Annotated in this window: 18 protein-coding genes; 13 read left to right on the top strand and 5 right to left on the bottom strand. The window is 70.3% G+C overall.

Annotated elements, in window-relative coordinates:
• Positions 1–2 precede the first annotated feature (2 nt).
• Positions 3–1,319, bottom strand: coding sequence for an ABC transporter substrate-binding protein (locus tag Msi02_RS14175; RefSeq protein WP_204048793.1), 1,317 nt, complete (start codon positions 1,317–1,319; stop codon positions 3–5).
• 205 nt (positions 1,320–1,524) lie between these two features.
• On the opposite strand from Msi02_RS14175, the gene Msi02_RS14170 reads away from it, so the two are divergent.
• Positions 1,525–3,507 carry a beta-galactosidase gene (locus Msi02_RS14170; protein WP_239108400.1) on the top strand — a complete coding sequence of 661 codons (1,983 nt, stop codon included), beginning with the start codon at positions 1,525–1,527 and terminating at the stop codon, positions 3,505–3,507.
• A 110-nt stretch (positions 3,508–3,617) separates the two neighbouring features.
• Positions 3,618–4,709 (top strand): glycoside hydrolase family 53 protein, encoded by a 1,092-nt coding sequence (locus tag Msi02_RS14165; RefSeq protein WP_204048792.1) that lies wholly within the window; start codon positions 3,618–3,620, stop codon positions 4,707–4,709.
• Between the two features lie 72 nt (positions 4,710–4,781).
• On the opposite strand, the gene Msi02_RS14160 is transcribed toward Msi02_RS14165, so the two are convergent.
• From Msi02_RS14160 to Msi02_RS14155, 3 genes are all read right to left on the bottom strand, one after another.
• The gene (locus tag Msi02_RS14160; RefSeq protein WP_204048791.1) at positions 4,782–5,042 is read right to left on the bottom strand and encodes a hypothetical protein; all 261 of its coding nucleotides are present in this window, start codon (positions 5,040–5,042) and stop codon (positions 4,782–4,784) included.
• Positions 5,039–5,161 (bottom strand): hypothetical protein, encoded by a 123-nt coding sequence (locus Msi02_RS43970; RefSeq protein ID WP_256863313.1) that lies wholly within the window; start codon positions 5,159–5,161, stop codon positions 5,039–5,041. The genes Msi02_RS14160 and Msi02_RS43970 overlap by 4 nt, the downstream gene beginning before the upstream one ends.
• An 89-nt stretch (positions 5,162–5,250) precedes the next feature.
• A complete protein-coding gene (locus tag Msi02_RS14155) occupies positions 5,251–5,487 on the bottom strand; it encodes a hypothetical protein (RefSeq protein WP_204048790.1) in 237 nt (78 codons plus the stop codon).
• Positions 5,488–5,645: 158 nt separating this feature from the next.
• On the opposite strand from Msi02_RS14155, the gene Msi02_RS14150 reads away from it, so the two are divergent.
• From Msi02_RS14150 to Msi02_RS14110, 9 genes are all read left to right on the top strand, one after another.
• Positions 5,646–7,928 carry a TIM-barrel domain-containing protein gene (locus Msi02_RS14150; protein ID WP_204048789.1) on the top strand — a complete coding sequence of 761 codons (2,283 nt, stop codon included), beginning with the start codon at positions 5,646–5,648 and terminating at the stop codon, positions 7,926–7,928.
• Positions 7,929–7,951: 23 nt separating this feature from the next.
• On the top strand, positions 7,952–9,268 hold the full coding sequence (locus Msi02_RS14145) for an ABC transporter substrate-binding protein (protein WP_204048788.1): 1,317 nt from the start codon (positions 7,952–7,954) through the stop codon (positions 9,266–9,268).
• Positions 9,269–9,519: 251 nt separating this feature from the next.
• Complete coding sequence (locus Msi02_RS14140; RefSeq protein ID WP_204048787.1) at positions 9,520–10,425, top strand: carbohydrate ABC transporter permease; 906 nt, start codon at positions 9,520–9,522, stop codon at positions 10,423–10,425.
• The gene (locus Msi02_RS14135; RefSeq protein WP_239108399.1) at positions 10,422–11,261 is read left to right on the top strand and encodes a carbohydrate ABC transporter permease; all 840 of its coding nucleotides are present in this window, start codon (positions 10,422–10,424) and stop codon (positions 11,259–11,261) included. The genes Msi02_RS14140 and Msi02_RS14135 overlap by 4 nt, the downstream gene beginning before the upstream one ends.
• Positions 11,262–11,302: 41 nt before the next feature.
• The gene (locus tag Msi02_RS14130) at positions 11,303–14,233 is read left to right on the top strand and encodes a glycoside hydrolase family 3 protein (RefSeq protein WP_239108398.1); all 2,931 of its coding nucleotides are present in this window, start codon (positions 11,303–11,305) and stop codon (positions 14,231–14,233) included.
• A 385-nt stretch (positions 14,234–14,618) separates the two neighbouring features.
• Positions 14,619–16,133 (top strand): serine/threonine-protein kinase, encoded by a 1,515-nt coding sequence (locus tag Msi02_RS14125; protein WP_204048786.1) that lies wholly within the window; start codon positions 14,619–14,621, stop codon positions 16,131–16,133.
• A 2-nt stretch (positions 16,134–16,135) separates the two neighbouring features.
• Positions 16,136–17,524 (top strand): serine/threonine-protein kinase, encoded by a 1,389-nt coding sequence (locus Msi02_RS14120; protein ID WP_204048785.1) that lies wholly within the window; start codon positions 16,136–16,138, stop codon positions 17,522–17,524.
• Between the two features lie 549 nt (positions 17,525–18,073).
• Positions 18,074–19,549 (top strand): hypothetical protein, encoded by a 1,476-nt coding sequence (locus Msi02_RS14115; protein WP_204048784.1) that lies wholly within the window; start codon positions 18,074–18,076, stop codon positions 19,547–19,549.
• 65 nt (positions 19,550–19,614) lie between these two features.
• Entirely contained in the window at positions 19,615–19,869 is a 255-nt protein-coding gene (locus Msi02_RS14110) for a metallothionein (protein WP_079320597.1), read from the top strand.
• A 62-nt stretch (positions 19,870–19,931) separates the two neighbouring features.
• On the opposite strand, the gene Msi02_RS14105 is transcribed toward Msi02_RS14110, so the two are convergent.
• The gene (locus Msi02_RS14105) at positions 19,932–20,279 is read right to left on the bottom strand and encodes a hypothetical protein (RefSeq protein WP_204048783.1); all 348 of its coding nucleotides are present in this window, start codon (positions 20,277–20,279) and stop codon (positions 19,932–19,934) included.
• 392 nt (positions 20,280–20,671) lie between these two features.
• Here Msi02_RS14105 and Msi02_RS14100 point away from each other — a divergent pair, with 392 nt between their 5' ends.
• Both Msi02_RS14100 and Msi02_RS14095 read left to right on the top strand, forming a co-directional pair.
• Entirely contained in the window at positions 20,672–21,883 is a 1,212-nt protein-coding gene (locus tag Msi02_RS14100; protein WP_193205878.1) for an ROK family transcriptional regulator, read from the top strand.
• Between the two features lie 161 nt (positions 21,884–22,044).
• Positions 22,045–22,950 carry a WD40 repeat domain-containing protein gene (locus Msi02_RS14095; RefSeq protein ID WP_204048782.1) on the top strand — a complete coding sequence of 302 codons (906 nt, stop codon included), beginning with the start codon at positions 22,045–22,047 and terminating at the stop codon, positions 22,948–22,950.
• The last annotated feature ends 161 nt before the right edge of the window (positions 22,951–23,111 follow it).

Raw genomic sequence — 23,111 nt, 5'->3', positions numbered from 1 at the left:
CGTCACTGCGCGAGGGTGAAGCCGGACTTCTGCATGTCGGCGACGGTGGCGTCCTGCATGCTCTGGACGGCGGCGGCGAAGTCGGACTTGGCGGCGACGGCCTTATCGAAGGCGTCCTTGTACGCGTTGTACGTCACGCCCACGTTGGGGCCGAAGGTGAAGCCGCGGGCGGTGGCGCCGATGTCGGCCGCCTGCTTCCAGAAGTCGGGCTGGTTGGAGAAGTAGTCGGGAGCCTCGGTCATCAGCGCGGCGCCCTTGGTGGAGGCCGGGTAGACCGCGCCCTCCTTGATCAGCAGCCCGAGCGCCTGCGGGTCGGTGTTCAGCCAGGTGGCGAACTTCGCGGCGGCCGCCTTGTTGGGCGACTTGGCGGCGACGGCGGTGGAGGAGCCGCCCCAGAAGCCGCTGTGGTTCTCACCCGCGTTCCACTGCGGCAGCGGCGCGATGGCCCACTTACCCTTGGCCTTCGGCGCGTTGCTCGACAGCACGCCCGGGCCCCACACGGCCGACGGCCAGGTGAGCAGCCTGCCGTCGTTGAGCGCCTTGTTCCACTCGGGGGTGAAGTAGGGCATGCCGTCGATGACGCCCTCCTTCACCAGGCCGCCCCAGTAGGAGGCGACCTTCTTGGTGGCCTCGTCGTTCACCGCGACCTTCCACGCGTCGCCGCTGATCGACCACCACTGCGCGCCCGCCTGCTGGGAGAGCCCGGCGAACCAGCCCGGGTCCTTGCTGGAGAACGTGCCGAGGAAGACCTTGGGGTCCTTCCTGTGCACGGCGCGGGCGGCCTCGGCGTACTCGTCCCAGGTCTTCGGCACCTCGATGCCGTACTTCGCGAACAGGTCCTTCCGGTAGTAGAGCATCATCGGCCCGCTGTCCTGGGGCACCGCGTAGACGGCGTCGGTGCCGAGGGTCACCAGCCCCCAGATGCCCGCACTGAACTCGGCCTTCGCCTGCGCGGTCTCCGCCTTGAGGTCGGCCACGGCGTCGGCGGCGACGAACGAGGGCAGCATCTGATACTCGGCCTGGACCAGGTCGGGCGGGTTGCCCGCCTTCGCGGCGGTGAGGAACTTGGCCGCCGCGTCGTCGCCGCCCGCCTGCTTGCTGACCGTGACCTGGATGTCGGGGTGGGCCTGGTTCCACGCCGTGACGATCTTGTCCATGTTCGGGACCCAGGTCCAGTAGGTCAGCTTCACCGGGCCGGCCGGCGCCGCGCTCTGGCTCGCGGCCTGGCCGGACGGCTCGTCGGAGCCGCCCGAGCAGGCCGTGGAGAGCGCGGTGGCGAGGATCGCGACCGCCGCCACTGCTAACCGGTTGACGCGCATATGTTCCTCCAGGCGGGTGGGGAGGGGGATAAGAGGCTGGAACGTCTGGGAGCGTTCACAGACTGAAAGGTCCCTTCCGTGGTGTCAATGGTCGTTACGCGGTTGTTAACGGACCTCGCTGATCAGCACGGATCGGTAGATCCTTCTCGGGGGGACGGTTCTGCGCTACTGTGCACGTTCACAGAAGCAGAATCGAGGGGGAGACGTGCCCGGATATCCCGTCCTGCCCGAGGGCCTCGCCTACGGCGGGGACTACAACCCCGAGCAGTGGCCGGAGGAGGTGTGGCGGGAGGACGTCCGCCTGATGCGCGAGGCCGGGGTGAACCTGGTCACCGTCGGGGTCTTCAACTGGGGACTGATCGAGCCGCAGGAGGGCGAGTACGACTTCTCCCGGCTCGACCGGATCCTCGACCTGCTGCACTCGGCCGGGGTGTACGCCGACCTCGCCACCCCCACCTCGTCTCCGCCCACGTGGTTCCGCCGCCGCTACCCCGGCAGCCGGCTGGTGGACCGGGAGGGCCACGTGCTCGGCGGCGGCTCCCGGCACAGCTTCTGCCCCAGCTCACCCGACTACGCCGCGGCGTCCGAGCGGGTCGTCGCCGCCCTCGCCGCGCGGTACGCCGGCCACCCCGCCTTGGCGATGTGGCACGTGCACAACGAGTACGGCTGGGCCAACGCCCACTGCTACTGCCCGACCTCGGCCGAGGCGTTCCGCGCGTGGCTGCGGGACAGGTACGGAGACGTGGGCGCGCTCAACGCCGCCTGGGGCACCACCTTCTGGGGCCTGACCTACGGCTCGTTCGAGGAGGTCGAGCCGCCCGTCACCGCGCCGGTCGGCCTGCTCACCGGGCTCCAGCTCGACTTCATGCGGTTCTCGGTCGACGCGCACATCGCCTGCTTCCGCAGGGAGCGTGACACGATCCGGCGGTTCAGCGACCTGCCCGTCACGACCAACTTCATGATCCCCAACTGCAAGCCCATGGACTACTGGCGCTGGGCGGCGGAGGTCGACGTGGTCGCCAACGACCACTATCTCGACTCGGGCCGGGCCGACCCGCACATCGAGCTCGCCATGGCCGCCGACCTGACCAGATCGGTGGCCGGGGGGCGTCCCTGGATGCTGATGGAGCACTCGACGGGCGCGGTCAACTGGCAGCCGCGCAACCTCGCCAAACGGCCGGGGGAGATGCGCCGCAACACCCTCGCCCATGTGGCGCGCGGCTCCGATTCGGCGATGTTCTTCCAGTGGCGCGCCTCCCGATACGGCGCGGAGAAGTTCCACTCGGCGATGGTGCCGCACGCCGGCGCCGACTCTCAGGTCTGGCGCGACGTGGTCGCGCTCGGCGCGGACCTGCGCAGGCTCGCCGGGGTCAGGGGCGCGCGGGTGACGGCCGAGGTCGCCGTGGTGTGGGACTGGGAGTCCTACTGGGCGCTCGAATTCGAGTGGCGGCCCTCGGCCGACCTGCGCTTCCGGGAACGGATCGAGGCCTACTACGAGGCGCTGTGGCGCGAGCACGTCACCGTCGACTTCGTCCACCCGTCGGCCGACCTGTCGCCGTACCGGCTGGTCGTCGCGCCCAGTTCCTACCTGCTCGGCGAGGCGCCGGCGAAGAACCTGCACCGCTACGTGGAGGCGGGCGGGCACCTGCTCGTGTCGTACTTCTCCGGCATCGTGGACGAGAACGACACCATCCACCCGGGGCCGTACCCCGGGGCGCTGCGCGAGGTGCTCGGTGTGACCGTCGAGGAGTTCCACCCGCTCCGCGAGCACGAGACGATCGTGTTGCGGCCCTCGTCCGCGACCGGCCGGATCTGGTCCGAACGCGTACGGCTCGCGGGGGCGCGGGCCGTGCACGAGTTCGCCGACGGGCCGGACGCCGGGCATCCCGCCGTCACCCGGCACGACCTGGGCGCAGGCAGCGCATGGTACGTGTCCACCGCCCTGGACGCCGAGTCCGCCCTGCGTGGGCTCGTGGCCCGGGTGCTCGACCACGCGGGCGTGTCCCGGCCGCGCGGCCTGCCCGACACGCTGGAACTCGTACGGAGGGGCGACCACGTGTTCCTCATCAACCATGCCGACGAGCCGGCGACCGTGACCGGGGTGACCGGCACGGGCGTGCTCGACGGCGCCGCGTACGACGGTTCGGCGACGGTGCCCGCCGGAGGCGTCGTGGTCGTCCGCACATGAGCACTCCCGGCGCCGCGCCAAGTAGTGAAGCTCCCTCGCCGTGACGACCTGACCTCGTGACGGCGGGGGTTCGGGGGCGTCCACCCATCCTCTCCTCGACCGGAGGACCCATGAAGAGACTCCTCGCGGCGCTCGTCCTGTGCGCCGCCGCGGTGCTCCCCGCCGCACAACCGGCACACGCCGCCACCACACTGACCATGCTCGGCGCCGACGTCTCCTCCGTGCAGCGCTCCCTCGACCTGGGCGCGAAGTACTACGACGCGAGCGGCACCCAGAAGGACCCGCTGGACATCCTCAAGGGCATCGGCGTCAACTACGTCCGGCTGCGGATCTGGAACAACCCCGTCAGCGGCTACAACAACAAGGCCAAGGTCCTGCAGTACGCCAAGACGGTGAAGGCCAAGGGGCTGAAGCTGCTGGTCGACTTCCACTACTCGGACACCTGGGCGGATCCCGGCAAGCAGTACAAGCCCGCCGCCTGGGCGAGCCACGGCATCGGCCAGCTCCAGACCGACGTCTACAACTACACCTACGACGTGTGCTCCAGCCTCAAGGCACAGGGGACCACTCCCGACAGCGTGCAGATCGGCAACGAGATCAACGTCGGCATGCTGTGGAACGACGGCAAGGTCGTCAACAACGACTTCACGAACCTGAGCCTGCTGCTCAAGGCCGGCTACAACGCGACCAAGGCGTGCAACTCCGGCACCCAGGTGATCATCCATACCGCGGACGCGGACAGCGACGCCAACGCCCGCTGGTTCTACGACGGCATCAGGGCCAAGGGCGTGTCCTGGGACATCACCGGACTGTCGTACTACTGCATGTGGCACGGCACGCTGGCCAACCTGTACAACGTGATCGCGGACGTGCGGTCCCGCTACGGCAAGCCGGTCGTCGTCGCCGAGACGGCCTACCCGTTCACTCCCGACAACGCCGACGGGGAGGGCAACTCCGTGACGTCGGGATGCTCGGGGTACGGCCTCACCTGGCAGGGACAGGGAGCCGAGTTCACGGCGGTGCAGAACACGGCGCGCAACGCGGGCGCCATCGGCGTCTTCTACTGGGAGCCGACCTGGTACGCGGTGCCCGGCAACGGCTGGGACCCGGCGAACATCAACGGCACCGGCGACCAGTGGGACAACATGGCCGTCTTCAACTGGACCGGCCACCTCAACCCGAACGTCAGGTGGACCCCCTGACGAACTGACACCCGGGCCGCCCCGCGTGACTTCTCCGGGGCGGCCCGCCCCGGCACACAGGCCGGGCCGCCTTCAATCGAACAGCTCGTCGACCGAGGTCACGGTGACGGCCCTGCGAACCCAGGCGTCCAGCTGGTTCGGGTCATCGCACTGGCAGATGCGCTCGCGGGCGTCGTCGGAGATCTTCAGGCCTCGGGCCTCCAGCACAGAAAAAATCGATTTGATCTCGCCTTTCACCTCGCCTTTGGCCAGCCAGTGGGAGAAGTACTTCTCGCCGAGGTATTCGAAGTCCTGAATGGTGGTCACCATCTCCTCCAGACGCTTGACCGTCACACGCGGGCAGCGGCGTGGGGCGGGATGTCGACCCCCGGCGCGCGACGCAGCAATTCCAGTGCGGTCTCCGGCCGGTTGCGGATGAGCTCGAGCGGCATCTCGTGATCGAAGCCTGGCATGGCCGCGACGTTACTGACTGTCGTCAGTCAATTGCGGTGAGTTCGGGAAAGTGACGGTAATTGGCGGCTATTAAGGGGCGCGGATCGGCTCAGGGCTCGGGGATGGCCTCCCATTGGCGGCAGGGGCTGAGCGGGTGGTGCTGGTAGATGACGCCGACGGCGGGCTGGGGCCAGCCGAGGATGACGGTCTCGCCCTCTCCGGGCGGGACCGGCTCGCCGAGGTCGGTGGCGGTGACGGGCTGGCCGCCGGGGCCGCAGACACACTCGGGGCTGCCCTCGTGGTCGATCACGTCGTCGAGTGGCATCACGTGCACGAACCTGTCCATGTCACCTACCTAGACGGGGGATTGCGGTCACATTACCCCAAGTAGACACATACGGGAATAACTTGGACAAATCCGGAGCCGCCCCGACCCATTGACCTTTGTTGGGATGGACGGCAAACTAACTCCACAATCGCTGGATGAGCCGATGGAGTGCCGCAATGCCGTACCGTCCCCCATTGATCGCGCGCGAGTTCTTCGTGGCGGATCCTCCAGAGCTTCCGGTGCGCGAGCCGGGCGAGGAGGGCCTGTCCGCGCTGACCAGCGCGGAGGTGGTGGCCTCCGACGGGCAGGGTGTGACGCTCAAGGGCTCCACCTCGGCCGAGGAGACGCTCGTCGTGCAGATCACGGTCGCGGGTGAGGGGGTGATCCGGGTGCGCCTGTCGGAGGAGCCCGACGCGCGCACCCGATCCTCCCGCGCGATCTCGTTGGTCACCCCCGGCGAGTACGGCGAGGCCGTCGTCGAGGCGAGCCACAGCCGGGTGGTGGTCGACGCCGGGTCGCTGCGGGCCGAGGTGCGGCTGAACCCCTGGAACCTGCGCTTCACGGACCGGGCCGGCCGGACGCTGGTGGAGCAGGACCCGGGCCACCCCGACATCAGCGGCCGGCTGCGTACGCTGCCGTTCGGCCGCTCCAGCGTGGACGGCGCCCCCGTGGCCTACCACGACACGTTCGTGGCCCCGGCAGACGAGGCGTTCGGCGGCTTCGGCGAGTCGTTCACGCCGCTCGACAAGCGCGGCCAGCGCCCGCTCATGTGGAACTTCGACGCGTTCGGCGCCGAGTCGCAGCGCGCGTACAAGAACGTGCCCTTCTACCTGTCCAGCAGGGGATACGGCATCTGCGTCGACAGCGGCACGCCGGTCGAGTTCGACATGTGCCAGTCGACCCACAGCGCCGTGCAGATCATCGTGCCCGACGACCTCATCGACTACTACGTGATCGCGGGACCGGCCCCGGCCGAGATCCTCGACCGGTTCGACGGGCTGACCTCCCGGCCGGAGCTGCCGCCGAAGTGGGCGTTCGGCACCTGGATCTCCTCGGGCTTCTTCAGGGACAGCCAGGAGCGCGTGCTGGAGCGCGCCAGGAAGATCAGGGAGCGCGGGATCCCCTGCGACGTGCTCCACCTCGACTGCTACTGGCAGGCGGACGGGCACTGGTCCGACCTCCAGTGGGACCCCGAGACGTTCCCCGACCCGGCGGGCATGCTCGCGACGCTGAAGGAGCAGGGCTTCAAGGTCTGCCTTTGGATGAACTCCTACATCTCGCACCTCAGCCCGGCCTTCCCGGAGGCGGCGGAGAAGGGCTACTTCCTCAGGCGGCCCGACGGCGAGACGTACGTCGCCGACACCTGGCACGGCTCCTACCCGGCCTGCGGCATCGTCGACTTCACCAACCCCGAGGCGGTGGAGTGGTTCAAGGGCCTGTTGCGCGACCGCCTGCGCGAGGGCGTGGCGGCGTTCAAGACCGACTTCGCCGAGGGCGTCCCGGCCGACGCCGTGGCCTTCAACGGCATGACCGGCACCGAGTTGCACAACGTCTACACGCTGCTGTTCAACGACATCGTCGCGGAGGTGACCCGCGAGGTGAACGGGCACGGCCTGGTCTGGGCCCGCTCGTCCTACCTCGGCGGCCAGCGCCACTCGGCCCAGTGGAGCGGCGACGTCGACACCACCTACTCCGCGATGGGCAGCACGATCAGGGGTGGGCTGTCGCACGGCCTGTCCGGCATTCCCTTCTGGAGCCACGACGCGGGCGGCTTCACCGGCACGCCCAGCCCGGACCTCTACATCCGCTGGTCGCAGTTCGCCGCGCTGTCCCCGCTCGTACGGTTCCACGGCACGACCACCCGGGAGCCCTGGGAGTTCCCGCCGCACGCCGAGCAGGCCGCCATCGAGGCCCTGCGGCTGCGCTACCGGCTCATGCCGTACATCTATTCGGCGGCCGTCACCGCGGCCGAGACGGGCGCGCCGATGCTGCGCGCGCTGTGCGTCGACTACCCGGACGACCCGGTGGCCTGGCAGGCGGACCTGGAGTACCTTCTCGGCACCGACCTGCTCGTCGCCCCGATGACCTCCGCCGACGGCACCCGGAAGGTCTACCTGCCCTCGGGGGTGTGGGTGGACTACTGGACGGGTGAGGCCGTCGACGGCGGGCGTTACGTCACGGTGTCGCCGCCGCTCGACCAGATCCCCCTGTTCGTACGGCACGGCTCGCTGATCCCGGTCACCGAGCCGGGCGACACGGTGGCCGACGACCCCCGGGTCTCGCTGCTCGCCTTCGGCCTGCCGGAGCGCGAGAGCCGTACGACGATCAGGGACCTGGACGGGGACACGACGGTCACGGCGGTGCGGGACGGCGACAGGCTGGTCGTCACCGCCGAGGGCCGCAAGCAGATCGACGGCGTCGAGTTCGTCGGCCCCGGCGCCCCGGTCGTCATCAACTAGACAAAACCCCCTGGAGAAAGACCATGTTCAGAGTAGGCAGGAGCGCGGCGGTGGCGGCACTGGCCGCGGCCGCGCTGGCGCTCAGCGCGTGCGGTGGATCCTCTGACGATTCCAATAGCGGCAGCGGCGGCTCCGCCGAGAGCAAGACCCTCACCCTCTGGCACTACGAGACCGGCAACAGCGCCATGGGCACCGCCTGGGCCCAGGCGATGAAGGAGTTCGAGGCGAGCCACCCCGGCGTCAAGGTGAAGTTCGAGGAGAAGGGCTTCGAGCAGATCCAGAAGACGGCGTCCATGGTCCTCAACTCCGACGAGGCGCCCGACATCATGGAGTACAACAAGGGCAACGCGACGGCCGGTCAGCTGTCCAAGCAGGGCCTGCTCACCGACCTGTCGGAGCAGGCGACCAAGCGCGGCTGGGACAAGCTGCTCAGCCCGTCGCTGCAGACCACCGCGAAGTACGACGAGCGGGGCATCATGGGCTCGGGCAAGTGGTTCGGCGTGCCGAACTACGGCGAGTACGTGATGGTCTACTACAACAAGGACATGTTCGAGAAGGCGGGCGTCAAGGTGCCCACCACGTTCGACGAGTTCACCGCCGCGCTCGACGCGTTCGCGAAGAAGGGCACCACCCCGATCGCGATGGCGGGCGCCGAGTACCCCGCCCAGCAGCTGTTCTACCTGCTCGCGCTGAACAAGGCCAACCGCGCCTGGATCGACTCCTTCGAGCTCTACAAGGGCAAGGTCGACTTCCACGGTCCGGAGTTCACCTACGCGGCCCAGACCTTCTCCGACTGGGTGAAGAAGGGCTACATCAGCAAGGACTCGGCCGGTATGAAGGCCGAGGACATGGGCGTGGCGTTCATCGGCGGCAAGTTCCCGATCATGGTGTCGGGCAGCTGGTGGTTCGGCCGCCTGGCGGAGGAGATCAAGGACTTCAAGTGGGGCTCGTTCCTGTGGCCCGGCCAGTTCGCCCCGGGCTCCAGCGGCAACCTGTGGGTCGTCCCCGAGAAGTCCAAGAACAAGGACCTCGCCTACGACTTCATCGACATCACGATGAAGAAGGAGATCCAGAACCTGCTCGGCAACTCGGGCGGTGTCCCGGTCGCGGCCGACCCGTCGGCGATCACCGACGCGCAGAACAAGGAGCTGATCGAGAACTTCAACAAGCTCTCGACGCAGGACGGCCTGGCCTTCTACCCTGACTGGCCGGCGCCCGGCTACTACGACGTGCTCGTCGCCGGCGTCCAGGAGCTGATCAACGGCAGCAAGAAGCCCGAAGAGGTCCTGGACGAGATCGCCCAGCCGTACAACGACAACCTGGCCGACATCGGCAACTAGGCCGGGGGCGGGTCTCCCGGCATGGGGACCCGCCTTTCCCTCCGACCCCGGCGGCGGGGCTGCCTGACCGGTCTCCGCCGCCGGACCCCTTCCTTCTGGAAAGGTCTGCACACGTGACTCCTCCGTCCCCTGGCGAGGACGGCTTCTCGCTATCCCCGGCTGCGGCAACCGGAGTGGGCGACGGCCAAGCCCTGACCGATGCCCCTTACGGGCACGCGGAGACGGTATCAGGGAAGCGATCCTCCCGGCGGGTGAATCCGGCGGCCCGCGCGGGCGCGGCCCGCCCGCGCGGGAGGGGCGGCTACTGGCTCTACCTGGTTCCGAGCCTGGTGCTGTTCCTCGCGATCATCGTCGTCCCGTTCCTGATGAACGTGGCGACGAGCTTCACCCGCTGGTCCGGCGTCGGCACCCCCACCTGGATCGGGCTCGACAACTACACGAAGCTGTTCAAGGACGAGCGTTTCTGGGCGTCCTTCGAGCACAACGTCGCACTGATCATCGCGATGGCCGTGGTGCCGACGATCATCGGCTTGGTGCTCGCCGCCGCGCTGTTCGACTACATCGCCAAGCGGTTCGGCGGGCGTACGGCCTCGGCCCTGCGTGCGGCGTTCTACCTGCCGCAGGTGCTGCCCGTCGCGGTGGCCGGCGTGGTCTGGGGCTGGATGCTCCACCCGTCGTACGGCGCGGTGAACCAGATCTTCGGGCTCAAGGTCAACTGGCTGGGCGACCCGGACATCGCGCTGGCGACGGTCATGGCGATCATGGTGTGGTTCCAGCTCGGCTACCCGGTCGTCATCTTCATGGCCGGGCTCCAGCGGGTCGATCCCTCGCTGTACGAGGCGGCCGAGATCGACGGCGCCTCGTGGTGGCGCAGGTTCTGGCACATCACGATCCCGCAGATCCGGCCGGAGATCTTCGTGGTGCTGCTGACCTGCACGATCGCGGCGCTCAAGGTGTTCGGGCCGATCTTCGTGCTCACCAGGGGAGGACCCGGCTCCGCGACCATGGTGCCGTCGTACTTCTCCTATCTGAACTTCTTCCAGAAGGTCAACGTCGGGTACGGCTCGGCGATCGCGACCGTGCTCGCCCTGATCATCGTCGTGGTGACCTTCCTCTTCCTGCGGGTGCAGGAGCGTGACCAGGAGAGTGGCTCGTGAACGCCGATCGCACCTTCCGCCAGCCGGGACGGTGGGCCGTGCTCGCGGCGCTGGTCGTGCTCGCGGTCGTGATGCTCTTCCCCTTCGTCATCGTCACGCTCAACGCGTTCAAGTCCCCGGCCGAGTACTCCTCGGGCGGCCCGCTGAGCCTGCCGCACGGGTTCTACCTCGACGGGATCGTCGCCTTCTGGGATCGCGTCGACTTCGGCCTGAAGCTCTGGAACAGCCTCCTGATCAGCGGTGTCGTCGCGGTCGCCGCGGTGGTGCTGTCGGTGCTCAACGCGTACGCGCTGGGCATCGGCAAGGTCCGCGGCCGGCTGTGGATCCTCGTGCTGTTCCTGGTCGCCAACACGCTGCCGCAGGAGGCGCTGGTCTATCCGCTCTACTACCTGTCCAAGGAGGTGGGGCTGTACGACTCGAAGCTCGCCGTCATCCTGATCTTCACGGTGATCCAGGCGGCCTTCGGGACCTACCTGCTCTCGTCGGTGCTCGGGCAGTTCCCCCGAGGGATCCTGGAGGCGGCCGAACTCGACGGCGCGAGCAGGTGGCGGATGCTGTGGGGCATCGTCGTGCCCATCAGCCGCCCGACCCTTTCGGTGCTGCTCATCTTCTTCTTCATCTGGACGTGGAACGAGTTCTTCCTGCCGATGGTGTTCCTTATCTCCAACGACAACCAGACCGTGCCGGTCGCCCTGGGCGTCCTGCAGGGCGAGAAGATGATGGACGCCACCATGTCCAGCGCGTCCGCGCTGCTCGGCATCATCCCCGCCGTGGCCTTCTTCCTGATCTTCCAGCGCACGCTGACCCGTGGCATCACGGTCGGCGCCATCAAGTAACACCCCCCAAGTAACGCGTCACTACCTGACCTGGAGGCGCAATGTCCCATCGCCGTTCGGCGATGCTGTCCGCGTCGGCCGCCCTGGCTCTGGCACTGAGCCTGGGCGCCGGCCCCGCGAGGGCGGCCGACGACTATCCGTTCCGGAACCCGTCGCTGCCGCTCGCCCAGCGCGTCGACGACCTGCTCGGCCGGCTCACGCTGGACGAGAAGGTCGCGATGCTGCACCAGTACGCCCCCGCGATCGACCGTCTCGGCATCAAGATGTTCAAGACCGGCACCGAGGCGCTGCACGGCGTGGCCTGGTCGACCGACTACACCAACAACGGCGCCGTGGTCACCGCCAAGGGCACCGTCTTCCCCCAGGCGGTGGGCCTGGCCAGCACCTGGGACCCGGCCCTGATCAAGCGGGTCGGTTCCGCCGTCGGCGACGAGGCCCGCGGCTACCACGCCGAGAACCCCACCGTGTGGGGGCTCAACCTCTGGGCGCCCGTGGTCAACCTGCTGCGCGACCCCCGCTGGGGACGCAACGAGGAGGGCTACTCGGAGGACCCGGCGCTGACCGGCGCCATCTCCACCGCGTACGGCTCGGGCCTGGAGGGCGACGACCCCGACCACCTGAAGACGGCGCCCACGCTGAAGCACTACCTGGCCAACAACAACGAGGTCACCCGCGACACCTCCTCGTCGGAGCTGCCGCCCCGGGTGAAGCACGAGTACGACGAGGCGGCCTTCAAGCCCGCCATCGAGGCCGACGCGGCGACCGGTGTGATGGCGTCGTACAACCTCGTCAACGGCCGGCCGAACACCGTCAACCCCGACCTGGACGACGTGGTCCGCTCGTGGACCGGCCGGACGCTGTTCAACGTCACCGACGCCGGCGCGCCGAACAACCTCGTCAACTCCGAGAAGTACTACGCCACCCAGGCCGAGGCCGACGCCGCGCTGATCAAGGCGGGGCTCGACAGCTTCACCGTGGACGACACCAACGGCGCTCCGACGGTGAAGGCCGTCAAGGAGGCGCTGTCGAAGGGGCTGCTCACGCAGGCGGACGTGGACGACGCCGTGCGGCACCAGCTCAGCATCCGGTTCCGGCTCGGTGAGTTCGACCCCGACGGCGGGCCGTACGCGAAGATCACCAAGGACGTGGTCAACAGCCCGGCGAACCAGAAGCTGGCCCGCGAGACCGCGGCCAAGGCGATGGTGCTGCTGAAGAACTCCGGCGGCGCGCTGCCGCTGAAGCCCGGCAAGAAGGTCGCCGTGGTCGGCCCGCTGGCCGACGTGCTCTACACCGACTGGTATTCGGGCAGCCTGCCGTACAAGGTGACCCCGCTCGACGGGATCAAGGAGCGGGCGGCGTCGGTGGCCTCCTCCGAGGGCGTCGACCGCATCGCGCTCAAGGACGTCGCCACCGGGAAGTACATCAGCGCGCCCGCGGCCGGCGGCGACCTCAGGGAGAGCGCCACCTCGGCCGGCGCCACCGAGCAGTTCGACGCGTTCGACTGGGGTCAGGGCGTGCTGACGCTGCGCAGCGTGGCCAACGGCAAGTACGTCAGCCGGGCCAACTGGTCCACGCTGGCCAACACCGCCGACCAGCCGTCCGGCTGGTTCGTGCAGGAGCAGTTCACGCTGGAGCCGCAGGCCGACGGAACCTCCCTGCTGCGGTACGCCGGCTACGAGACGGCCTACGACTGGTTCGGGCCGAACAAGTACGTCAAGGCGGCGGCCGACGGCACGCTCAGCCTCACCACGGCCGACCAGGCCACGCACTACGCCAAGGAGGTCGTCTCCAGCGGCGTGGACGACGCCGTCGCCAAGGCGAAGGACGCCGACGTGGCGGTCGTCGTGGTCGGCAGCATGCCGTTCATCAACGGCCGCGAGGACCACGACCGCACCGACATGAACCTCGCCGAGGGCCAGGAGGCGCTGGTCAAGGCCGTGAAGGCGGCCAACCCGAACACGGTGGTGGTGCTGGAGAACAGCTACCCGACCACGATCAACTGGGAGCAGGACAACGTCCCGGCCATCCTGTGGACCACCCACGCGGGCGCCGAGACCGGGCACGCCCTCGCCGACGTGCTGTACGGCGACGTCAACCCGGCCGGGCGGCTCACGCAGACGTGGTACCGGTCGGCCGACGAGCTGCCGGGCATCCTCGACTACGACATCGTCAAGAAGAACCGGACCTACCTGTACTACCAGGGCAAGCCGCTCTACCCGTTCGGATACGGCCTGTCGTACACGTCGTTCTCCTACCAGGGTCTGAAGGCGGTGCAGAAGGGCGACGCGTACGAGGTCTCGGTGAAGGTGACCAACACCGGCTCGCGGGCCGGGGACGAGGTCGTGCAGCTCTACACCCACCAGCAGCGCTCGCGGGTGAAGCAGCCGGTCAAGCAGCTTCGCGCGTTCCAGCGGGTGACGCTGGCGCCGGGGCAGACCAGGACGGTCGCCTTCAACGTCAAGAAGAGCGACCTCGCGCTCTGGGACGTCACGCGGAACAAGTGGACCGTCGAGAACGCGACCCACGACGTGCTCGTGGGGTCGTCCTCGGCGAACATCCGCCAGCGGGCGACGATCAACGTCACGGGTGAGAACATCCCGCACCGCGACCTGTCGAAGACCACCCGGGCGGTCGACTTCGACGACTACTCAGGCATCCACCTGGTCGACGAGACCAAGGTGCGCGGCGACGCGGTGGCGGGCGCGAACGGCGGCTGGATCGCGTTCAAGGACGTCCAGCTCCGCAAGCCCCGCACGGTGACGGCCGGCGTGGCCTCCACGGGCGGCGGGACCGTCGAGGTTCGCCTCGGCTCGCCGACCGGCGCGAAGGTGGCCACGATCCCGGTCGCCGCGACCGGCGGGATCTACACCTGGGCCACCGCGACCGCACCCGTGTCCGGCGCGAACGGCGTGAAGGACGTGTACCTGGTCTTCACCGGCGACGTCCGGATCAAGGACCTCACGCTGAGCTGAGGCTTCGGCCGAGAACTCAGGGCGCCCCGCGCGCGTTTGTGCGCGGGGCGTTTCCTTTGTGACGATGTGCGCATTGAGGCCGGCGTGATCTCTGGGCGCTCAAGCAGCCCTGACGATCAGGGGCGGGCTGACTGATCGCTTCTGGTCAAGCGTGACGAGCGGGGGCGGGCGGGTGCTCCGGCCGGCCGTGATAGTTGCGGTCCGGTGAGCCTCGGGAGCGGCCATCGCGGGCGCGGTGGTACCTGGCACGGTCTTACGCCGGCCTCCGCACCCGCCCGCCCCCGATTCCGAACGGTGGCGCGTTCACCACCCGATGTTCGTGCCTGGCCACATGGGTTCTGGGGGACGCAGGCGTATCGATCACGCTTTCGCTATTCTCCCCGATATGGCCGAATCGCTGAGGGGGACGCTGGCCTCGCGATACCACCTGCTGCGCCCGCTGGGCTCCGGCGGCATGGGCACGGTGTGGCTGGCCAGGGACTCCGTGCTCGACCGCGAGGTGGCGATCAAGGAGCTGCGCCTCCCGGACGGCCTCGGCGAGCGCGAGCGGGCCGAACTGATCGCCAGGGTCATGCGCGAGGCGGAGGTCACCGCGCGCGTCCGGCATCCCGGGATCGTCGCCCTCCACGACGTGCTCCTCCAGGACGGCAGGCCGTGGATCGTCATGGAGCTGCTCCACGGCCACGATCTCGCCCGGCAGATCGCCGCGTACGGGCCGCTGCCGTACCGGCAGGTGGCGGACCTCGGTGCCCGCCTGCTCGACGCGCTGTCGGCCACGCACGCCGGGGGCGTGCAGCACCGGGACGTCAAGCCGGGCAACGTCTTCCTCTCCGCCGACGGCCGGGTGCTGCTCACGGACTTCGGCATCGCCCGCCCGGCCGACCAGGCGTCGATAACCGAGGCCGGCCTGCTGGTCGGCTCACCGGGATTCATCGCCCCGGAACGGCTCGCGGGCGAGCCCGGCGGCCCGGCCGCCGACCTGTGGTCGCTCGCCGCCACCCTCTACACGGCCGCCGAGGGCGTCGCCCCCTATCAGGGCGCGCATTCCGAGGTGATCCGGGCGACCCTCACCCAGGCTCCCCGCCCACCGGTGCTCGCGGGACCGCTCGGCCCGGTGCTGACCTGGATGATGGCGCGGGATCCGGCCGCCCGCCCCGACGCGGCGACCGCGCTCACGCTGCTGCGTCAGGTGGCCGACGGCGGCACTCCGGACCTCGAGTCCGGGCACGGGCTGCGGATCGAGACGCCGAAGCGGCGTCCCCGGTGGTGGTACGCGGCCGGGGCCGTCGCCGTGGTGGGCGTCGCGGTCGCCGTGGCGGCGGTCGTGCTCTCCCTCAGGTCGGGCGAAGCGCCCCACGACCCCGTACGCAGGGTCTCGCCCACCTTCGACAAAGCCGTGGACCTGTGCCGGTCGCTGCCGGCCGAGGATGTGCGGCGCATCCTCGGTGCTCCGGCGCACGCCCGGCCGGGGAAGACGAGCTGCCAGTGGACCGTGAAGGGCAGCGGCGTCGAGCTGAGCGCCGAGACCGACTCCGACACCCCCGAGCCGTGGGGGCTCGACACGGCCTCGGCGCAGACGCTCATGGAAGGGCTGCGCAGGCAGTACGCGTCGGGGCCGCGCGACGTGAGCTGGCTCTGGTACGAGATCGGCCTCGACCAGAGGACCCAGGGCATCGAGACGGCCGGACGGGAGACGCCGGATGTGGCGGACGAGGCGTTCGCCGTCGACCTCACCACGCCGGAGGGCAGGGCGCAGGTCTCCTACGTGTACTTCAGGCTCGGCGACCTCGTCGTCCGGCTCCAGTACGCCGATCTCGACGTGAGCTCCCCGGCCGCCCTGCGTGACCGGGCGGTCGCGGCGGCGGCGTCGGCCGCCGAGGGCCTGAGGGGGCTGGCGTAGCCGTGGACCTGCTCGCCGGACGGTACCGGCTCGCCGAACCGCTCGGCGAGGGCGGCGGCGGCATGGTCTGGCGCGCCCACGACGAGCTGCTGCGCCGCGAGGTGGCGATCAAGCAGCTGCGCATCCCGCCGGACCTGGACGACCGGCAGCGCGCCGACTTCCTCGGCAGAGCCGTCGAGGAGGCCCGGGCGGCCGGACGGCTCACCCACCCGTCCATCGTGACGGTCCACGACGTCGTCGGGCACGCCGGACAGCCGTGGATCGTCATGGACCTGGTGCCTGGCCGCTCGCTCGACAAGATCATCCGAGAGGACGGGCCGCTCGCCTCGGAACGCGTGGCCGAGATCGGGCTGGCCGTGCTGGACGCGCTGGAGGCGGCCCACGCCCGGGGCATCCTGCACCGCGACGTCAAACCGGCCAACGTCCTCATCGGGCCGGACGGCCGCGCCCTGCTCACCGACTTCGGGATCGCCGCGCCGGTCGGCGGCGCCGGGCACTCCTGGCAGAGCTCGGCGGGCTCGCCCAACTACATGGCCCCGGAACGGTTCCGCGACGAGCCGGACGGCCCGCCCTCCGACCTGTGGTCCCTCGGGGCCACGCTCTACACCGCCGTCGAGGGGGAGCCGCCCTTCCACCGGAGCATGGCCGCCGCGCTCGTCGCCGCCGTCCTGCTCCACGAGCCCCGGCCGATGACCCGGGCCTCCCGGGTGCTCGCGTGGATCGTGCTCGCCCTGCTCGACAAGGATCCGGCGCGGCGTCCGCCGCCCGACGTCGTACGGCAGGCCCTGCGGGCCGCCGCCGCGCCGCCCGCCCCGGCTCCCGCTCCCGCCGGCCGGTCCGCCGGGATGTGGCGCTTCGTCGCCGTGGCGGCCCTGGTGGTCGTGGTCGGCCTCGCGGCGGGCCTGGGCGCATGGCTGCTCGTCTCCGGGAAGCAGGGCGGCTCGGGGCGGTTCGCCGCCGTCCCCGACGCCTGCCGCAGCCTGACCAGCGCGCAGATCCGCGATCTCCTCGGCGCCACGCCGCGTGGGGAACCCGCCGCCGAGGGGCGATGTGAGTGGAAGGAGCACACCACCGGCCACGACGGGACGATCACGGTCGGATACCGGTTGCCGGCCGAGGGGGAGGGGGAGGCGGCTGCCTCCTCCGATCTCGCGGCGGAGCGGGCCGCGCGGGGCGCCGCCGCACGCGACCGGCCCGGGATCGCCGACGAGGCCTTCACCTGTGACTCCTCCGACCCCGCCGCCGGGACCACCGGGGCCACGGTCTGGTTCCGCCTCAGCAATCTCATCGTCGAGGTCGCCTACCGGCGCGCCGGTGACCCCTCGGTCACCCCGGCCGACCGGCGCACGGCCGAGCGCGCCGCCGAACTCGTCGGCATCGGGCTCGGGTGACCTCCCGCTCTGCATCTGTAGGAGACCCCCATGACCAGCGGTGACGACGCCCCCGTCGAGCCCGGCGAGACGCCTCCCCGGGAGGACCGCCCCCGGCAGGGCATGCCGCCGTACCCGCCGCAGGGCCACCCCCGCCCGGGGGTTCCGCCCTACCCGCCCCCGTACGGCCCGCCGCCCGGTCCCCAGCAGGGTCCTCAGCCCGGTCCATATCAGGGTGCCCAGCCTGGACCTCCGCCCGGGGGCCCGGCTGGTCAGCCGCCCCAGCCCGGCGCGTATCCCGCCGGTCCTCAGCCGGGTCCGTATCCCGGTTCCCCGTCTGGGCCGCAGCCGCAGCCGGGCGCGTACCCCGCCGGTCCCCAGCCGGGGCCGCATGCTCAGCCGGGCGCGTACCCCGGTTCCCCGTCTGGGCCCCAACCTCAGCCGGGCGCCTACCCCGGTTCCCCGCCCGGGTCGCAGCCGCAGCCGGGCGCGTATCCCGCCGGTCCTCAGCCGGGTCCGTACTCCGGGCCGCCGCCGCAGGTGGCTCAGGCGAATCCTTATCCCTATCCATTGCCGGGCGGGCAGGGCGCACCGCCGTCCGGGCCGTCCGGGCCGTCCGGGCAGGGCTGGCAGGCGGCGACGCCGCCTCCGCCCGAGCTGTGGCAGATGCCGACCCAGCCTTCCGTTCCGGCGCGGCGGGGGTGGGTGCTGCCGGTGGTGGCGGTCGTCGCCGTGCTGGTGGTGGCCGGGGGGACGTTCGCGTTCATGACGGTGCGGCAGACGGGGACGACCGGTAAGGCGGGTCCCACGACGGCGGCGGCGACGGCCGAGAAGTCGGCGTCGGCCGCGCCGGTGGCGGCGACCGCAGACGTGTGCTCGATGCTCGACCCGGACGAGGCCGAGCGCCTCGTGCCGAAGGCGACGATCGACTCCTCGACGAACGACAACCGCGGTGACAGCCTCGTCAGCTACGTCCGCTACACGTGCGGCTGGGTCAACCGGAACATCTCGTACAAGGACGTCACCCGCAGCCGCGAGATCACGGTCAACGTGTCCAAGTACGAGGCGATCGGGACGACCACGGCCGAGAAGTCGGCGCGTATCCAGTTCGACGGCGAGCTCAAGCAGTACAAGTACCAGGCGACCCACTCGGACAAGGAGCACTACTACTCGCCGGCCCAGGAGTACCAGGGCATCGGAGACGCGGCGGCCGCGCAGTACCAATGGACGCGGGAGGGAAAGCAGTACTGGTACTCCTTCGGCCAGGGAGTGGGCCGGGTGGGCGACGTGGTCTTCCAGGTGAAGTTCGAGGCGAGCCAGAAGAAGAAGGAGTCCGATCTCCTCTCGACGGAGAGCACGCAGTCCATCACCGAGGAGAACGCCCTGCGGGAGGTGAAGGGCCTGCTCGGGCAGCTCGCGAAGTCGGTGACCGCCTGGCGTGCCGGGCAGCCGCTGCCGTACCACGCCCGTCCCAAGCCGAGCCCGTCGCCGTCGCCCTCGCCGACGCGGATTCCCCTGCCCCGGGCCTGCGTGAGCCTCAAGACGCTGGCCGCCACCCTGGTGCCGGACACCGAGGGCGCGGCGGTGCGGAGCAAGGAGGGCAACTCGAACGTCAGCCAGTGCCAGTGGTGGAACGACAAGCTGCCACTCGGCGGAGGCAAGGTACGGTGGCGCAACCTGCGTATCGCCATCCACACGTTCTGGGACGCGGAATCCGCTCGTTACTACCTCATCGACCAGCGCTCGAAGACCAGGTTCACGGCGAGCAGCGAGATCGGCGGCATCCGGTGGGGCAAGGTCGAGAAGCTGCCCGGCTTCGGGCAGGACGCGTTCGGCCAGGCGATCCGGCAGCGTACCGACACGGCCCAGTCCAACCGCTACGAGATCTACGCGCTGGACGGCAAGAACGTCATATGGGTGCTGCTGTCCGGCAGCGACCGTCCGGAGAACACGCCGATCAACGCGCCCGACTCCGTGCTCATGGACCCGAAGGAGGCGGCCACCGGGGCCAAGTCCGTCGCCAAGGCCCTGCTCGGAGCCCTGTGAGTCGGTGTTCGTGCAGGTTTAGGCGGGTATTTCCCCCCTCGACCGCGAGTCGACGGGGGGAAACCATGGCTACCTGTGAAGTCTGCGGCAACGATTACGACATGGCCTTCGAGGTGCACACCCAGGGAGTGGTGCACGTCTTCGACAGCTTCGAATGCGCCATCAGCCGGATGGCGCCCGTGTGTGAGCACTGCGGGTGCCGCATCGTGGGCCACGGCTCCGAGTTCGACGGCCGCTGGTTCTGCTGCGCGCACTGCGCCCGGGAAGCCGGTGCGACCAGGATTGTCGACAGGGAGGTCACGGGCGCCGTCGCCCGCTAGAGCGGGCCACGTGAGGGCCTCCGGGCGGGATGCGCACCCGCGGGAGGCCCTCACCGCGCACGTCAGGTCTCGAACGCGACCAGGCGGATGATGAGGAACCCCTCGCCCTCACGCTTCGGCGGCAGCGTCGTGCCCGGCACCGCCTCGAACACCTCGGGGTGCTCGTCCCTGGTCACCACGCCGAACAGGTCGTCCGGCAGGGTCGTGCCCCGCGCGATGGCACGCCTCGCCGCGGCGTAGAAACTGCCGCCCGCCTCCAGGTCGGCGGCGACCATCTCGGCCGCCGACCTATCGGGCACCCGGATGCGGGCCACCCGGGCCCGCTCCGGACGGGCCGAGCGGGCGCGGAGATAATCCTCGATCTCCCACACGAGCAACTCGCCGAGGTAATGCGACATGTCCCTCTTCACGGTGCTCAGACTCGCCCGTGGCGGTTGATTCCCGTTTGCACTCTGTTTGCTTCCGAGCGCTGCTCGGGTGTTTGCTTCCGAGCGCTGCTCGGGTGTTTGCTTCCGAGCGCTGCTCGGGTGGTTGGCTTCCGGCGCCCGCTCGTCTCGCCCGGGTGCTTGCCCCTGGATTCACATGACGCTGCACGGTAGTCTTTAGTTAGTTCTGTAGCCAAACAAATGTCGGAGGAGCGAGTGCCACCAGGTTACCCGGGAGGCGCTGGGACCGGTGGCCGGTGCCAAGCCGGGCGCGACGCCGCCCGCGCGTCCGTGCGTACCACGATTCCGGCCGCCGTTGTCGTGCCAAATTGCTCGCAATTGCGGGATGATGAGCCCGAGCGGGAACGGGGCGGACATTGATCACATCGCACAACGGGCCACAGCCGGCCGACTTCACCGACGTACGGGCGACCAATCTCGCCGTCGTGCTGCGGTTCGTCCGGGAGAACGCACCCTGCTCACGTGCCGACATCGCCGCCTCGACGGGCCTCAACAAGGCCACCGTGTCCAGCCTGGTCGCCGATCTCATCGACCGGCGCCTGCTGCGCGAGACCGGCCTGACCGAGCATCGCGTCGGCCGGCCCGCCACCATGCTCGTCCTGGACGGCTCGCCGTACGCCGCGATCGGCATCGAGGTCAACGTCGACTACATCACGGCGGTCGCGGTGGACCTCAAGGGCGAGGAACTGCTGAACTGGCGGCGTTCCTTCCCCGGCGGAACCTCGAGCGCGGGCCAGGCCGTCGTCGCCATGGCGGCGCTCGCCCGGCGGGTCGTCAGCCGGATGACCAAGGAGGCCCGCCAGGTGCTCGGCCTGACCGTGGCCGTGCCCGGACTGGTGGACGTCAACGGGATCGTACGGGTCGCCCCCAACCTGGGCTGGCGCGACGCCGACCTCGCGGGCGACCTCACCAAGGCGCTGCGCGATCCCGGCTTCCCCGTGCTCGTGGACAACGACGCCAACCTCGCCGCCCTGGCCGAGCACCGGTTCGGGCCCCACCGCAACGCCGCCAACCTCGTCTACGTGACCGGCGAGGTCGGCGTGGGCGCGGGCATCGTCATGGACGGCCGCCTTCGGCGGGGCGGGCAGGGCTACAGCGGCGAGATCGGGCACATCGAGCTCGACCCCGCAGGGCCCACCTGCCGGTGCGGCCGGCGCGGGTGCCTGGAGGCCGTCGCCGGGATCGGCGCGATCCTCGCCCACACGGCGCCCGACGCCTCGCCGTCCGAGCTCGAACTCGAGATCGACGAGGTCGTACGGCGCGCCCGCAACGGCGAGCAGGACATCCTCGCACTGCTGGAGGACGTGGGACGCCACCTCGGCAGGGGCATGGCCGCCGTGGCCAACATGCTCAACCCGGAGGTCGTGATCCTCGGCGGCTACTACGTGCCGCTGGCGCCCTGGCTCGTCGCCTGCGCGGAGGAGGAGCTGTACGGCAGGGTGCTCGCCCCCGGCGGGGGAGGCTGCCGGCTGGAGGTGTCCACGCTCGGGTACGGCGCCGCCGCGCTCGGGGCCGCCGCACGGGTGCTCGACTCGGTCGACTCCGGCCGCCTGCCCGCGCAGCGCTGACCGTCCTCCACTGTCGTCGTCCCCGTCCGCCGCCCGGAACCGCCGGGGCCGACCCATGCGCCCGGCGCACCGCTCGCGGCGGCAGGTGTGCCGATATCGAGTGGCTGCGAACCGGGCCGGGGTGCGAGGCGTCGAACAACGCACTGTCGACGAATTGGAACATGATGAACACTCGCCTGCTGTCCGCCGCCGCGCTGTCCGCCGTGCTCACGGCCGGGCTGGCCGCCCCCGCGGCCGCCGCGGCCTCCGCCGCGCCGAAGCCCCTCACGGGGGTCGCCGTCTACCTGTCGTACGGCAAGGGTTACCCGGTCAGCCGTTACGAGCCCGGCAAGGGCTTCACGAAGCTGGGCGCCATGCCGATGACGGGCCAGTTCTCCGCCTCCCCTGACGGCAGGAAGCTCGCCTGGATCACCGACGCCGGGTATGTGCAGGTCGGGGACGGCCGCGCGGTCACGACCGCGGCCAAGGGCGCCGCGGCCGGGTTCCCGTGCGCCACCCCGGTCTGGTCGCCCGACTCCAAGCAGGTCGCGTACGTGAGGAAGGGCGGCTCCGACGCCGGGTCGATCTCGGTCGTCGGCGCGGACGGCAAGGGCCTCAAAAAGGCGGGCTCGACCCTCGGGGTCTGCCACCTCGCGTGGTCGGCCGACGGCCGCTACCTGGCCGGGTACGCCGGGACGACCGAGGGCGTGTACCGCCTCGACGTGAAGACCGGCAAGGCGGTCAAGGTCAAGGGCGTCGCCCTCGCCAACCACGTGCAGAGCCTGTCGCCCGACGGCTCGAAGGTCGTCGTGGCGCCGCTCTCGAAGAACGCGCCGGGGGGTGACGGCTCCTGGCCCGGGGGCTTCCGCCCGGCCGTGGTCGACGTCGCCACCGGCACGAAGGTCGCCATCCCGGTGAAGGGCTCGCTCATCGGCGCCTTCTACCTGCGGGACGGCCGCCTGGTCGTCCGGGTCGCCGGGCGCACCGCCAACACGCTGGTGGTGCTCGACGGGAACGGCCGTCAGGTGCAGCGCCTGACCGAGCCGGCCGCGGCCAGGAACCAGGCGCTGCTGCAGATCGTCGGCTGAGCCGAGCATCGGCAGGAGGGGCGGGCGCGGACCGGCCGGGACTCCCGGCCCCGCGCCCGCCTTCGCATGCGGCCGGCGTGACATCGGGGCGAAACCGGTGCTGCGAAGGGTCTTGACCTGAGCCGAGGATGAGGGCACTCTTCCGGATAAGCCCGGATTTA

Origin of the sequence: Microbispora siamensis, from assembly GCF_016863095.1 — a bacterium.
GTDB lineage: Bacteria > Actinomycetota > Actinomycetes > Streptosporangiales > Streptosporangiaceae > Microbispora > Microbispora siamensis.
Note: the sequence above shows the minus strand (reverse complement) of the source record. Positions and strands in the feature narration are given on the sequence as shown.

What these genes read in the sequence shown, in the direction of transcription:
- Msi02_RS14175 (WP_204048793.1), bottom strand. Translation starts at nt 1,319, where the DNA reads ATGCGCGTCAACCGGTTAGCAGTGGCGGCGGTCGCGATCCTCGCCACC.
- Msi02_RS14165 (WP_204048792.1), top strand. Translation starts at nt 3,618, where the DNA reads ATGAAGAGACTCCTCGCGGCGCTCGTCCTGTGCGCCGCCGCGGTGCTC.
- Msi02_RS43970 (WP_256863313.1), bottom strand. Translation starts at nt 5,161, where the DNA reads ATGCCAGGCTTCGATCACGAGATGCCGCTCGAGCTCATCCGCAACCGG.
- Msi02_RS14155 (WP_204048790.1), bottom strand. Translation starts at nt 5,487, where the DNA reads ATGGACAGGTTCGTGCACGTGATGCCACTCGACGACGTGATCGACCAC.
- Msi02_RS14150 (WP_204048789.1), top strand. Translation starts at nt 5,646, where the DNA reads ATGCCGTACCGTCCCCCATTGATCGCGCGCGAGTTCTTCGTGGCGGAT.
- Msi02_RS14145 (WP_204048788.1), top strand. Translation starts at nt 7,952, where the DNA reads ATGTTCAGAGTAGGCAGGAGCGCGGCGGTGGCGGCACTGGCCGCGGCC.
- Msi02_RS14130 (WP_239108398.1), top strand. Translation starts at nt 11,303, where the DNA reads ATGTCCCATCGCCGTTCGGCGATGCTGTCCGCGTCGGCCGCCCTGGCT.
- Msi02_RS14125 (WP_204048786.1), top strand. Translation starts at nt 14,619, where the DNA reads ATGGCCGAATCGCTGAGGGGGACGCTGGCCTCGCGATACCACCTGCTG.
- Msi02_RS14110 (WP_079320597.1), top strand. Translation starts at nt 19,615, where the DNA reads ATGGCTACCTGTGAAGTCTGCGGCAACGATTACGACATGGCCTTCGAG.
- Msi02_RS14095 (WP_204048782.1), top strand. Translation starts at nt 22,045, where the DNA reads ATGATGAACACTCGCCTGCTGTCCGCCGCCGCGCTGTCCGCCGTGCTC.